This window comes from Micromonospora sp. NPDC049089 (assembly GCF_040648775.1).
In the GTDB taxonomy this organism is placed as follows: Bacteria; Actinomycetota; Actinomycetes; order Mycobacteriales; family Micromonosporaceae; genus Micromonospora.
Map to the genome: position 1 here is coordinate 1 of NZ_JBEZEH010000213.1, position 12423 is coordinate 12423.

A 12423-nucleotide genomic window follows, 5' to 3' on the forward strand; every position below is an offset into this window, starting at 1 on the left:
CACGACGCCAGCCGGTCGGAAGCGCTCGTTCGGCGGCCGGGAAGACGGGCTGGGCGACGGCGCTGCCGAGCGAGTCGTAGAACAACCGATCCGCGGCGCAGTAGCTGTCGTAGCGTTCGTCCACCGTCTCGCCGCCCCTCGAACTCGGCCGGCTGTTGTTCCGGCGTCGAATCGAGTCTCATCGACGGGACGTGGTGGGCTCCAGTGCGCTTAGTCACGACGTTCGATGCGGTGCGCACAGGCACTCATGACATTAGTCAGGCCCGCCCGCCGTAGACGGCGGCGCCCATCGGCTTGTCGACGTCGAGGTCCGTCACCGCGGCGACCCGGGCGATCATCATGTACTGCCCGATCACCATCAGGAGCTCGACCACCTCGCGCGGGGAGAGCAGCCCGGTCAGCGCGGTGGTGGTGTCGTCGGGCGGGCGGACGTCACGGACGACGTCGGTCGTGAAGCGCAGGACGATCCGTTGCTCTGACGTGAAACAGTCGTCCCCGATCTCGTCGCGCCCGAGCGCGTGGATCATCTCGTCCGTGGCGCCGACGGAGCGGGCGATGGGCTCGTGCTGAACCCACTCGTATGTCACGTTGCTCAACTGAGCGACTCGCAGGATCGCGATTTCGCGGAGCAGTGGGTCGAGGGCCAGGTCCTTGAGCAGCGTGCCGCCCCAGCGCATCCAGTCTGGAAACGCCGTCTCGGCGTGGGCCATGACGCGGAAGAAGCCCAGAGGAAGCGCGGCCTGCAGCGTCTCGCGGACCGGCGCCGGGGCGTCGGCGGGGTTCACGTACGGCAAGCGACTCATGTTTCCCCTTGTTAGCAGTATGCAGTAAATCGGGTTAAACCGACCATATCCAATCCCGATTGCGCCCGCCGCAGTTCCGTTCCGGGGGACCCGGCGGCGGTGCGGCGATGAGCACCCGCGCGAGGAGGGTGCTGGTGGCCGGCCGAGCCCTCGCTGACGCTCGTCGATGTTGCGAAGCCGATCCAGACGTGTTGGAATGGCTCATATCGCCGCAGCGCGGGGGCAACCGCGCTGGGAACGGCCAGCACGGGAGCATCGCAGCGCCGGCAGCGCGCCGCCTCGGCGGACGCTCGCCTGGCGGATCGCCGGGCCACCTCTACGACGACGGGCGCTTTGCCGGGCAATCATCCTCGCCCGCCGTAGGTAACCCCTGGCACGTGTCCCCCACGGCTGACGCGCTCGACGCCTGACCCGCCGGGGGCGTCCGATTCGGCCTGCCAGCACCAGAACCGGCGACGAGGTGAGAAGCAACAATGATGTCCCGAGAGAACTTCGCGGGTTGGTACCGAAACCGCTTCGTGTGGGTGGCGGTGATTCTGCTGGTGGTGTCGGCTGGCGCTGTCGTACTGGTCAACCGGGCCGACCCGGAGGCGAAGCCGGCGGATCTGCAGTCGCAGATCATCGCCCGGATGCGCACCACGCTCGAGAAGGCGGACCCGGGGCAGCACAACCACGCCGGCCACGGGGCCCAGCAGGCGGCGACCGCGGAGAAGGCGGCAGTGATCTGCGGGGTCCGCGTCTACGGTTACGAGCCGACCGAGGCCACCGCGCTCGCCGACGTGCAGACCGTCTACGGCTTCCACCTCTGCGGGGTCGCCGAGAAGCAGCGCCCCTGGGACGTGGCGGTCAAACTGGCCGGCCCGGTGATCATGGACGTGTCCACCACACCTCCGGGCATCCAGGTGGTCGAGGCGACCGCCGACGTCAGGTTCATCGACCGACTGCGGCAGATGTTCCCGCCCAAGTACGCCGAACCGGCGACCAGGGAAGCGCTGACCGAGTCGGAGATGGCCGACCTTCGGCGTCGGTACGACGCCGCAGCCGGCCTGTAACCAGGCTGGGGCGGCCGGTGCCGTGGACGTATCCCGCACCCGGATCCGAACCGGGCGGCTGCGGACACCCCGGTCAGCTCGATCCACATCCGACCATAGATAGATAAACATTGATATCTAAGTCGATAGATGCAACAGTTGGCTTGGGAGCGTTCCCATTCTGAGTTGCAGTCCCGAAGAGCGGAGGATGAACAGTGCGTTCACTCAAGTCCGATCGATCCGGCGGACGATCCCGGTCACCAGTCCGTCGGTCCCTGCGAGCATTCGTCATGGTGTTCGCCATCGTGGCCGGCATGCTGCCCTTCACCGGGGCAGCCCAGGCCCACGGCACGATCATCAACCCGATGAGCCGCGCCTACCAGTGCTGGAAGGCGTGGGGCAACCAGCACATGAACCCCGCCATGCAGCAGCAGGACCCCATGTGTTGGCAGGCGTTCCAGGCCAACCCCGACACCATGTGGAACTGGATGAGCCAGTTGCGGGACGGCCTCGGCGGCCAGTACCAGGCTCGCACCCCGGACGGGCAGCTGTGCAGCAACGCCCTGTCCCGGAACGACAGCGTGAACCAGCCAGGCGCGTGGAAGACGACCACCGTCAGCCGCAACCTCACGGTCCAGCTGTACGACCAGGCCAGCCACGGCGCTGACTACTTCCAGGTCTACGTCACCAAGCAGGGGTTCAACCCGTCCACCCAGAAGCTCGGATGGGGCAACCTCGACCTGATCACGACGACCGGGCGCTACGCGCCGGCGCAGAACATCTCGTTCAACGTCTCGCTCCCGTCACGCAGCGGGAACCACATCCTGTTCGTGCTCTGGCGGGCGTCGCACCTGGACCAGACCTACATGTGGTGCAGCGACATCAACGTCACCTGATCGACAGTTCCAACAACTGCGATGCTGATCCGGCTCAGGGCGTTGACGCCCTGAGCCGGATTGGTCCTTCCGTTTGGAGGTCACACGTCGGCTTCGAGAGCGAAGGTGTTGCCGTCCGGGTCCTGGAACCACGCGATACGTCCACCTCCGGCCCGCGCCGTGATCCCCTTGTCGTCGTGCTCGAACTGCTCGTAGCGAACGAACTCGACGCCGGACGAGGTGAGCTCGTCGACGATCTGGTCGAGATCCTCGACGTACCACGTCGCCAGCGTCGCCGAGGTCTTCCCGGCGGTGACCGACTGGTACACGTTCAGCGCCGGCCCGCCACCGGAGCCATAGACGCGGCTGCCGTCGGCGATGGTGGCGCTGGGACCGGACCGCAACGCCCGCAGACCGAGCGCCCCTTCGTAGAAGGCCACGGCCCTCTGAATGTCGGACACGGCGACCGAGGCTCTGAGGTGGTACGTACTCAAGGGCATGAACCACTCTGGCAGGTGCTCGACGAATGGGGGCGCCGAATCGGAGACCCTCACGTCCGCGCGCTACGGGAAATGCGGTACAGCGCGGGGCAATCTCTTGTCGCTTCGCCCGCGCGTCACCGCCATGCGTCACAGCACTGGACCTACCCCTGCGGCAGCCCGTCGTGCGCAGTGGCGGCGCGTAGCTCCTTGAGCACGTACGTGGCAGCCTTCTCGACGACGCGGATGCCCTCCTTCTGGCTCACGTGATGGTCGGAGAGCACAGCGATCAGCCAGTCATGATCGGCCTCGACGATCCGCCCGATGCTGTTGACCAGCCAGCGGCCCCCGTCGACATCAGCGGTGTCCCAGCCGTTCTTGACGTACTCGGAACGACCGCCCGGCTCCCGCGCGGCGGTGACTCCCCACCGCTGCTCGGGGATCACCTTCTTCATGAGACCCATGACGAAGGTACGGTCCTGCGGGGTCAGCGGTCCCGTCGGCGACGTCAGCGCGGTCAGCAGACGAAGCTGGTCGGCGACCGTGGTCGTGGTGAGTCCCCAGTGCGAGTTGGGCTTCGTCTCACGCAGGCCGAGCTCGCGGTTCGCGGCGTTGAGGCCGCGCGAGCCCTCGATCCGCTGCCACAGGGCCACCGCCGCATCGTTGTCACTGGACACGATCATGGCCTCGGCCAACCGCCGGGTGCCAGAACTCAGGGCCTTGCCCGGCGGGTTCTGGCGCAGCAGGAGAGCCGCGAGAATGTTGACCTTGACGATGCTGGCGGTCTCGAACCGTTTGGCGCCGACCGTCACCGAAGCCGTTCCCAGCCGATCCAGTACCGCGACCGCCAGGTGGCCGTCGTACCGCTCCACGTAGGCCTTGATGCGCGTTCTCGCCTGGCCGATCCAGTCGATGGCCGGCGTCGTGGGGATCGGGCTGGCCGGGGAGGAACCGTGCGATGGTCCGGCTCCGTCGCCGTCGCGGCCGCGCGTGGCACCGAAGGCCGCCGTCGCAACGCCGGCCAGCGACACGGTGGCCGCGGAGAGGACCCAGCGTCGCGACAGCTGCCGCCCTGTCCGCTCAGCCAAGGCGGGCCACCACCCTCGTCGCGATCGAGTCCACCACGGCCTGGCTGCCCGGATCGGGCAGGCGGACCGTCGAGACCGTCTCGCCTCGTCTCACCATCACGAAGTACGTGACGGTGCTCGGGGTGTCCGCACGCGCGATACGACCTCGAATGAGCATCCCGGCGCCCTCCAGATAATGCGGATCCACGACGTCGAACGAGACATGCGACCCGAGGACCGCGTAGCTCGCACACCGCAGGAGGACCCGACGGACGTCATCGACGTTCCGCTCGGCCCATCCAGGTTCGTACGTCTCCACGACGTGGTGGGCCCGCGACGAGCCGTCAGACAGCCGGTAGTAGCGCTCCACGGCAGCGCGCCGATGCGACTTGGCCAGGTAGTCGCTGCTCCGGTAGTTGGGGCAGCTGTCCTGCTCCCACGGCCAGGCCGCCAGACCGGGTCGCGCGTCGTCCTCGTACCAGTCCGCTCCCAGATCGCCCGCTCCCAGCAGCAGACCCGGGTCGCCCCGGTCCGCGTTCACTGTGTGCAGCTCGTCGGAGCCGACACCGGCCTCCCCCCGATGGCACCCTGCGGCCATCACCAACAACGCCGACAGGACCGCGACCGAACCTCGGCCTCTGCCGCGAATCCGGCCTCGGCTCGTCCTGCTGCTCGATACGGACACCGAAAACCTCCCCAAACGCAGATACCTGCCACCACACGTGGCGCTTCGGCCGACGAGGCGTGGCGGCACCTTCGTCGCCGCCGCAGCACCGAGGCGGCGGTTCGCCGGCCGACGGTCCGACCCCATTGGGATCCGCCACACCCCGCCCGCAGACGGGACCCGTCAATGGCGTTCCTCGGCGAACAGCTCGGAACGGGTCTCGCCGAGCAGCTCGCGCAGCCGGTTGAGGGAGCGCATGCTCTGGCTCTTGACGACGGCGATGGAGACGCCCACAACCTCGGCGGTCGCCTCCACGCTCAGGTCGTCCCAGTAACGCAGGACGATGATCGCCCGGTCCCGCAACGGCAGGGTGGCGACCGCGTCCAGCAACGTCATGCGCAGCTCAGCCGGATGTTCCTCGCCCCGCTCCGGCGGCGTCGACATCGCCAACTCGCGGCTGGAACGACGCCGCTGCTGGTCGAGCATGCAGCGCAGCAGTATCTTGCGGGCGTACGCGTGGGGATCGTCGGCCCGGCGGACCCGCCTCCAGTTGGCGTACACCTTGGCCAGCGTCGTCTGGGTGAGGTCCTGGGCGAGATGCCAGTCGCGGCACATCAGGAAGGCGGCGTCGCGCAGCCGGCCGGCGGCCGCCTGCGCGAACTCCACGAAGTCTTCGTCAGCCATTCGACCGGGCCAACTTGGGGAACCTCTTGGCACCGTTGATGACGTACTCGGCCGGCAGTCGCGTCCCCCAGGTCGGGTTGGCGGCGATCTCGGTCGCCTCCTCCACGGAGAGGACGGCCGGTGCCGCAACGGTTCCCTTGGGGTCCCAGACCAGACAGGTAGCGATCATGAGGTCGACCTGGAGGCCGGCGTCGTGATGCACGGTGATGATCTGGCTCTGCACGCAGTTGCCGGGTACCTCGGTCAGCTCCACCGTCCCCGGGCGAGGGTCGTCGCCGAGGCGGTCTCGGTAGATGGAGAGCCGCAGCATGCCCGGTCCGTCGCCGCGGTCGAGGTAGAGCTGGACGAACGGCATGCCGGGGCCCGCCCCACTGCTCTCCAGATTCGCGTAACCGCTGGTCTTGCCCGGGGGCAGCAGCCGCATCAGCAGTTCCAGGGCGCCCTGCGGTGTGGTGGTCGCCAGCTCACCGTCCGGCCCCGCCCCGATCCTCACAGTGTCGATCACAGTGGTGGAGGGAGTCGGCCCCACTGGCGGAGCGGGGTTCTCGTCGGTGCCCGGCTCGAACCCGCGCGGGGCGCCAGTCGGGGAATCGGCCGGGGACGGCGAGCCGGTGTCGACCGACCCGCCCGGCAAAACCAGGTTCGGCCCGCCGGGCTGGCCGGTGTCATCCGCTCCGATGCCGAGCGGACCGGCGGCCAGGCCGATCACGAGCAGCATCGCCAACGCCGATCCGCCGGCGCCGAACTGCGCCAGGCGACGCTGGCGGCGCAGTCGGCGGCCCTGCACCACCGCCTGCTGGACCAGGTCACCCAATGGCGGGGCGGGGTGTCGGGCCAGGTCGTCCCTGAAACGCCCACGCACGTCGCCCATGTTCTTGTTCCTCCTCGGCCGACCGCCCGCAGTGGCGATCCGTCATTGACCTGACGGGTTGGCAAGCCGCTTTGGTTACCGGATTTCGACGGGAATTTTCAGCCACCCGCGTCGGCGGAGCGCAGCGTTCCAGGGCGTGTGCGGCCACCTCCGTAGCGTCACGCTCCGCTTGCCAGAAGCGTCGCCGCGGGCGGTTCGAGCAGCTGAGGCTGTTGGCGACTTCGCCTAACTGCCGCAGTGGCGACACTGTCGCTTGAGGCACAATCCGTAGAGCATCCTAGGAGGTTAGGTCGACGCCCTTCGGCGATCCGGCCCGCGATTGACCTTCATCGAGCCAGGTCCATAGGATGGCCATTGATGAGGATCGCGAGTTGGAGTCGCGCCACACCAGCCGAGGCAGCAGAGCTGGCAGCACTCTTCCAGCGCGCCGAGGCGGTCGCCCCGGTCGGCATGGAGCAGCGCGCTGAGGACGTCCGGAACCGACTGGACACTCTCGGGCCGGGCAGCGCCGGACGCACCCGGGTCGGCCGCGACGACACCGGCAGCGTCGCCGCGTACGGCGAGGTCGCCGACATGGGAACAGCGGACGACATGCTCCGCATCCGCCTGACCAACGTGTTTCATCCCGACGTCGCGGACGACGTCCGCACAGAGCTGCACCACTGGCTCATCGACCAGGCGAAGCAGGTGCGGGACGACCGGGGGTCGGCACAGGCCGTCCTCGGTATCCGGTCTGCCGAGAACGACCCGGCCGGCCGCGAGCTGCTGATCCGTGGCGGCTTCGCGCTGGTCCGGCACGAACGGGACCTCGTCCTGGCGGTGCCTGACGAGCCGCCGGCTCCCGCGCTGCCGCCCGGCCTGGTGCTGACACCTGTCGACGAGCGCTACGACGAACTCGCCCGGTTGGCTCACAACGAGGCCTACGCCGACAGCCCCGCAGCGGTTCGACCAGACCAGCGCACCTGGCCCCAGCACGCGACCGGGCACCCGCGGTTCCTGCCCGACCTCTCCTGCCTGGTGCTCGCCGAGGCCGACCGAGGCGACAACCCGGTGGCCGCCTTCCTCTTCGCACTCGCCGACGGCAGCACGGACACGCCGACGGCGATTCTGCACTGCCTGGGCACCCGAGCACAGTGGCGCCGTAGTGGTCTGGCCACCGCGATGATCTCGCGGGTCCTGCACCGTGCGCACTCGGCCGGCATCCGACAACTACGACTCAAGGTCACCGACAGCAATCACAGCGCTCTGGCGCTCTACCGGAAACTGGGTTTTGTGGAGTCGGGGCAAGGGTTCGCGGTGCTGATGCGCCAGCTCAACACCGAGGCCGACGAGCAGCCGTAAGACCGACTCGGACTCTGCGCCGGGTACGGGGCAGGTTCCGCGATCCGCCACAGCGCGTGGAGCCCGCCGATGCGGCCGTCCAGCTTGTCGCCTCCGGTCTGGTCCACGCGTGACGCGGGTCGACCAGCCGCAGTGCGCGCGGACTCCACCCCGTCCGCCCGGACCCGTAACAGGTCCGAAACTACCGGTTGAAAACTCTGGAATTTTCTGCCAGCCTGGGAGCCATCGACAAGTGTGAACGTTAACAAGATCACTTAGCACTGGAGGCGCTCCACGCGACCGTCGGGCCCACCCACCTGCCAGGAGACCACGTCCACCACCGAAAGAGCCCAACGCCGCAACCACTCCCCCACGGGCGACCGGGCCTACCTGTCACCACTCCTCTATCCGCTGGCCAGGTAGCCCGAACCGACTCGCAGCCAGGCGGACGCCCGACCTGAGTCCCGCCCCCCGCTCGGGCGAACTCACCATCGCGTCCGCCGCTGTTCCACCGGGGCCTCCCGCTGGAACAGCGACAGGAATTCCCTACCCCACCACTGGAGGATCAGCATGGTTTCCCGGACCCGTCCCATCGGGCGCACCCGACTACGAACACTCACTCTTTCCGGAACGGCCGCGATAATTCTGGCCCTGGTCGTGTCACTGATGCCCAATCTGGCCCAGGCCGCCGAGACGACCCTCGGTGCCGCCGCAGCCCAGTCCGGCCGGTACTTCGGTGCCGCAGTCGCCGCCAACAAACTCAACGACAGCGCCTATACGACGATCCTGAACCGCGAGTTCAATGCCATCACCCCCGAAAACGAAATGAAGATCGACGCGACCGAGCCGCAGCAGAACAACTTCACCTTCGGCAACGCGGACCGGATCGTGAACCACGCCCTCTCCCGGGGTTGGAAGGTCCGCGGCCACACCCTGGCCTGGTACTCGCAGCAGCCGGGCTGGATGCAAAGCATGGAGGGCACCACGCTGCGCAACGCGATGCTGAACCACGTCACCCGGGTGGCCACCTACTACCGCGGCAAGATCTACTCGTGGGACGTCGTGAACGAGGCGTTCGAGGACGGCAACAGCGGCGCCCGTCGCAACTCGAACCTCCAGCGCACCGGCAACGACTGGATCGAGGCGGCGTTCCGCGCCGCCGACGCGGCGGACCCGGACGCGAAGCTCTGCTACAACGACTACAACACCGACAACTGGACCTGGGCCAAGACCCAGGCCGTGTACAACATGGTGCGCGACTTCAAGTCCCGTGGCGTGCCGATCGACTGCGTCGGGTTCCAGTCGCACTTCAACGCCAACTCGCCGTACAACAGCAACTACCGCACCACGCTGTCCAGCTTCGCCGCGCTCGGGGTGGACGTGCAGATCACCGAGTTGGACATTGAGGGGTCCGGCACGACGCAGGCCAACACCTACCGCAGCGTGGTCAACGACTGCCTTGCCGTGGCTCGCTGCAACGGGCTCACCGTGTGGGGGGTGCGGGACTGCGACTCGTGGCGCTCCGGCGGCACTCCGCTGCTCTTCGACTGCAACGGCAACAAGAAGGCCGCCTACACCTCCACGCTGGAGGCCCTGAACAGCGCGGGCCCCGGCACCACCCCCACGCCCACCACGCCGGGCCCCACCCCCACCCCCACCCCCACCGTCCCACCGGGCTCGGCCAGCGAGATCGTCGGCACCCAGTCCGGCCGGTGCGTCGACGTGCCGAACGCGGCGACCACCAACGGCACCCGGGTCCAGCTCTACGACTGCAACAAGCAGACCAACCAGGCCTGGACCTACACCTCGGGCAAACAACTCCAGGTGTACGGCAACATGTGTCTCGACGCGGCAGGCTCCGGCAACGGCGCGGCAGTGCAGATCTACAGCTGCCACAGCCAGACCAACCAGCAGTGGAACGTCAACTCCAATGGCACCATCAGCGGCGTGCAGTCCGGGCGATGCCTGGACGTCTGGAGCACCGCCAACGGCGCCCAGATCCAGCTCTACGACTGCAACGGTCAGAGCAACCAGCAGTTCCGGCTGGCCTCCCTCGGCGGCGGCACCCAGACGCCCACGCCCACGCCCACGCCGACCACGCCGCCGCCGACCACCACGTGTGACCTTCCCTCGTCGTACCGCTGGTCATCGACCGGCGCGCTGGCGCAGCCGAGGTCCGGGTGGGTGTCGCTGAAGGACTTCACCGTCGCCCCGTACAACGGCCAGCAGCTCGTCTACGCCACCACCCACGACACCGGCACCACGTGGGGCTCGATGAACTTCGGCCTCTTCAGCAACTACTCCCAGATGGGCTCGGCCAGCCAGAACGCGATGAACTCGGCGACCGTCGCGCCGTCGCTGTTCTACTTCGCGCCGCGCAACATCTGGGTGCTGGCCTACCAGTGGGGCGGCACGGCCTTCTCGTACCGGACCTCCAGCGACCCGACCAACCCGAACGGGTGGTCGTCGGCGCAGACGCTGTTCACCGGCAGCATCTCCAACTCGAACACCGGCCCGATCGACCAGGCGGTCATCGGCGATGACCAGAACATGTACCTGTTCTTCGCCGGCGACAACGGCCGGATCTACCGGGCCAGCATGCCGATCGGAAACTTCCCCGGCAGCTTCGGCTCGAACTACACGACCATCATGACCGACTCGACGAACAACCTGTTCGAGGCCGTGCAGGTCTACAAGCTCCAGGGCCTGAACAAGTACCTCATGATCGTCGAGGCGATCGGCGCGAACGGGCGCTACTTCCGTTCGTTCACGGCCAGCAGCCTGGGTGGGTCGTGGACCCCGCAGGCCACCAGCGAGAGCAACCCGTTCGCCGGCAAGGCCAACAGCGGTGCCACCTGGACCAACGACATCAGCCACGGTGAGCTGCTGCGCACCAACGCCGACCAGACCATGACGGTCGACGCCTGCAACCTGCAACTGCTCTACCAGGGTCGTTCTCCCAGCTCCGGCGGCGACTACGGCCTGCTGCCGTACCGGCCGGGTCTGCTGACCCTGCAACGCTGACGATCGGACATCACCGGGGGCGGGCAGGCTCGGCACACGACGAGCCCGCCCGCCCCTCGCTCTCCCACCACCAGGAGGTACCGACAGTGCGAGGACCTGTAGACCACTCCCCGCCCACGGGGAACACCAAGGCCGACCGAGTGTCGACCGGCTTGAAGGGCCGACTGTTCACGCTCGCCGCAGCCGGGATCGCCGCCGCAGTCGGGTTGCTCACCATCACCCTGGCGACCGGGTCGGCGTCGGCCGCCGACAACCCGTACCAGCGGGGCCCGGACCCCACCCGGACCAGCGTCACCGCTGTGAACGGCCCCTTTGCCAACACGTCGGTCAGCGTCCCGACCGGGTACGGCTTCAACGGCGGCCGGATCTACTACCCGACCGACACCAGCCAGGGAACCTTCGGGGCCATCGCGATCTCGCCGGGTTACACGGCGTTGTTCTCCGCCGAACTGGCCTGGATGGGGCCGTGGCTGGCGTCCCACGGCTTCGTCGTGATCGGCATCGAGACCAACAGCCGCAACGACTTCGACACGGCCCGAGGCACACAGTTGCTCGCCGCACTGGACTACCTCACGCAGCAGAGCCCCGTACGCGACCGGGTCGACCCCAACCGGTTGGCGGTCGCCGGTCACTCGATGGGCGGCGGCGGCGCGCTGAGCGCAGCCACGCGACGCCCGTCGTTGAAGGCAGTGGTCGGCATCGCGCCGTACTCGCCGTCGTCGAACCTGGCCAACGACCGGGTCCCCACCATGATCTTCGCCGGTCAGGCGGACACGGTGGTCACCCCGTCCTACGCCACCGGCCTGTACAACAGCCTCCCGGCCACGACGGAGAGCGTCTACGTGGAGGTCGCCGGCGCCGATCATGGCTTCATGGTCGGGCGGTCGAACCCGGTGATGGTCCGGACCATGCTGCCGTTCGTCAAGATGTTCCTCGACAACGACACCCGGTACAGCCAGTTCCTCTGCCCCCTGCTGGACTCCAGCGGAGTGGTCACCTACCGCAGCACCTGCCCGCTGCTGCCGTCGACGCCAACCCCGACCGACCCGCCAACCCCCACCGACCCGCCGACCCCCACCCCCACCCCCACCGTCCCACCGGGCTCGGCCAGTGAGATCGTCGGCACCCAGTCCGGCCGGTGTATCGACGTACCCAACGCCTCGCGTAACAACGGCACCCGGGTCCAGCTCTACGACTGCAACAAGCAGACCAACCAGGCCTGGACCTACACCTCGGGCAAACAACTCCAGGTGTACGGCAACATGTGCCTCGACGCGGCAGGCTCCGGCAACGGCGCGGCAGTGCAGATCTACAGCTGCCACAGCCAGACCAACCAGCAGTGGAACGTCAACTCCAACGGCACCATCAGCAACGTGCAGTCCGGGCGATGCCTGGACGCCTGGAGCACCGCCAACGGCGCCCAGATCCAGCTCTACGACTGCCACGGTCAGAGCAACCAGCAGTTCAGGCTCGCCGCCCTCGCTCGTTGATCACGGTCGACTCCGCGCATCACCTGTTCGAGGGTGTGCGGGGCGACCAGCGGCAGGGCGAGATCCAGCACACCTGAAACGGGGGGGCCCGGCCGGGCGGCCGGGGCGCCCCCCC

General features: G+C 68.1%; 11 protein-coding genes. 5 read left to right on the plus strand and 6 right to left on the minus strand.

The annotated features are described in order from the left end of the window. Positions 1-257 precede the first annotated feature (257 nt). A complete protein-coding gene (locus tag AB0B48_RS27890) occupies positions 258-803 on the minus strand; it encodes a carboxymuconolactone decarboxylase family protein (protein WP_357206661.1) in 546 nt (181 codons plus the stop codon). A gap of 473 nt (positions 804-1276) precedes the next feature. Between AB0B48_RS27890 and AB0B48_RS27895 the strand changes: the two genes are divergently transcribed. Beyond that, positions 1277-1855 carry a hypothetical protein gene (locus AB0B48_RS27895; protein ID WP_357206663.1) on the plus strand — a complete coding sequence of 193 codons (579 nt, stop codon included), beginning with the start codon at positions 1277-1279 and terminating at the stop codon, positions 1853-1855. 269 nt (positions 1856-2124) lie between these two features. Continuing rightward, a complete protein-coding gene (locus AB0B48_RS27900; protein ID WP_357206664.1) occupies positions 2125-2730 on the plus strand; it encodes a lytic polysaccharide monooxygenase in 606 nt (201 codons plus the stop codon). 80 nt (positions 2731-2810) lie between these two features. Here the strand turns inward: AB0B48_RS27900 and AB0B48_RS27905 are convergent, their stop codons facing one another. The 5 genes from AB0B48_RS27905 to AB0B48_RS27925 all read right to left on the minus strand — a co-directional run bounded on the left by AB0B48_RS27905 (position 2811) and on the right by AB0B48_RS27925 (position 6474). Further along, entirely contained in the window at positions 2811-3170 is a 360-nt protein-coding gene (locus AB0B48_RS27905) for a VOC family protein (RefSeq protein ID WP_357206665.1), read from the minus strand. Between the two features lie 182 nt (positions 3171-3352). After that, a complete protein-coding gene (locus tag AB0B48_RS27910) occupies positions 3353-4276 on the minus strand; it encodes a serine hydrolase (protein ID WP_357206667.1) in 924 nt (307 codons plus the stop codon). After that, positions 4269-4796 carry a hypothetical protein gene (locus AB0B48_RS27915; RefSeq protein ID WP_357206669.1) on the minus strand — a complete coding sequence of 176 codons (528 nt, stop codon included), beginning with the start codon at positions 4794-4796 and terminating at the stop codon, positions 4269-4271. Before AB0B48_RS27915 ends, AB0B48_RS27910 begins: the two co-directional genes overlap by 8 nt. Positions 4797-5102: 306 nt before the next feature. Beyond that, a complete protein-coding gene (locus AB0B48_RS27920) occupies positions 5103-5603 on the minus strand; it encodes a SigE family RNA polymerase sigma factor (RefSeq protein ID WP_357206671.1) in 501 nt (166 codons plus the stop codon). Beyond that, entirely contained in the window at positions 5596-6474 is an 879-nt protein-coding gene (locus AB0B48_RS27925) for a hypothetical protein (RefSeq protein WP_357206673.1), read from the minus strand. The genes AB0B48_RS27920 and AB0B48_RS27925 overlap by 8 nt, the downstream gene beginning before the upstream one ends. Before the next feature lie 357 nt (positions 6475-6831). On the opposite strand from AB0B48_RS27925, the gene AB0B48_RS27930 reads away from it, so the two are divergent. The 3 genes from AB0B48_RS27930 (at position 6832) to AB0B48_RS27940 (ending at position 12308) form a co-directional block, all read left to right on the plus strand. Beyond that, complete coding sequence (locus tag AB0B48_RS27930) at positions 6832-7815, plus strand: GNAT family N-acetyltransferase (RefSeq protein WP_357206675.1); 984 nt, start codon at positions 6832-6834, stop codon at positions 7813-7815. A 645-nt stretch (positions 7816-8460) separates the two neighbouring features. Continuing rightward, on the plus strand, positions 8461-10818 hold the full coding sequence (locus AB0B48_RS27935; protein ID WP_357206677.1) for a non-reducing end alpha-L-arabinofuranosidase family hydrolase: 2358 nt from the start codon (positions 8461-8463) through the stop codon (positions 10816-10818). A 140-nt stretch (positions 10819-10958) separates the two neighbouring features. Then, on the plus strand, positions 10959-12308 hold the full coding sequence (locus AB0B48_RS27940) for a ricin-type beta-trefoil lectin domain protein (RefSeq protein WP_357206679.1): 1350 nt from the start codon (positions 10959-10961) through the stop codon (positions 12306-12308). The last annotated feature ends 115 nt before the right edge of the window (positions 12309-12423 follow it).

Excerpts from the sequence above, each read along its gene's own strand:
- AB0B48_RS27935 (WP_357206677.1), top strand. The coding sequence starts at position 8,461 with ATGCCCAATCTGGCCCAGGCCGCCGAGACGACCCTCGGTGCCGCCGCA.
- AB0B48_RS27900 (WP_357206664.1), top strand. The coding sequence starts at position 2,125 with ATGGTGTTCGCCATCGTGGCCGGCATGCTGCCCTTCACCGGGGCAGCC.
- AB0B48_RS27925 (WP_357206673.1), bottom strand. The coding sequence starts at position 6,474 with ATGGGCGACGTGCGTGGGCGTTTCAGGGACGACCTGGCCCGACACCCC.
- AB0B48_RS27930 (WP_357206675.1), top strand. The coding sequence starts at position 6,832 with ATGAGGATCGCGAGTTGGAGTCGCGCCACACCAGCCGAGGCAGCAGAG.
- AB0B48_RS27890 (WP_357206661.1), bottom strand. The coding sequence starts at position 803 with ATGAGTCGCTTGCCGTACGTGAACCCCGCCGACGCCCCGGCGCCGGTC.
- AB0B48_RS27920 (WP_357206671.1), bottom strand. The coding sequence starts at position 5,603 with ATGGCTGACGAAGACTTCGTGGAGTTCGCGCAGGCGGCCGCCGGCCGG.
- AB0B48_RS27895 (WP_357206663.1), top strand. The coding sequence starts at position 1,277 with ATGATGTCCCGAGAGAACTTCGCGGGTTGGTACCGAAACCGCTTCGTG.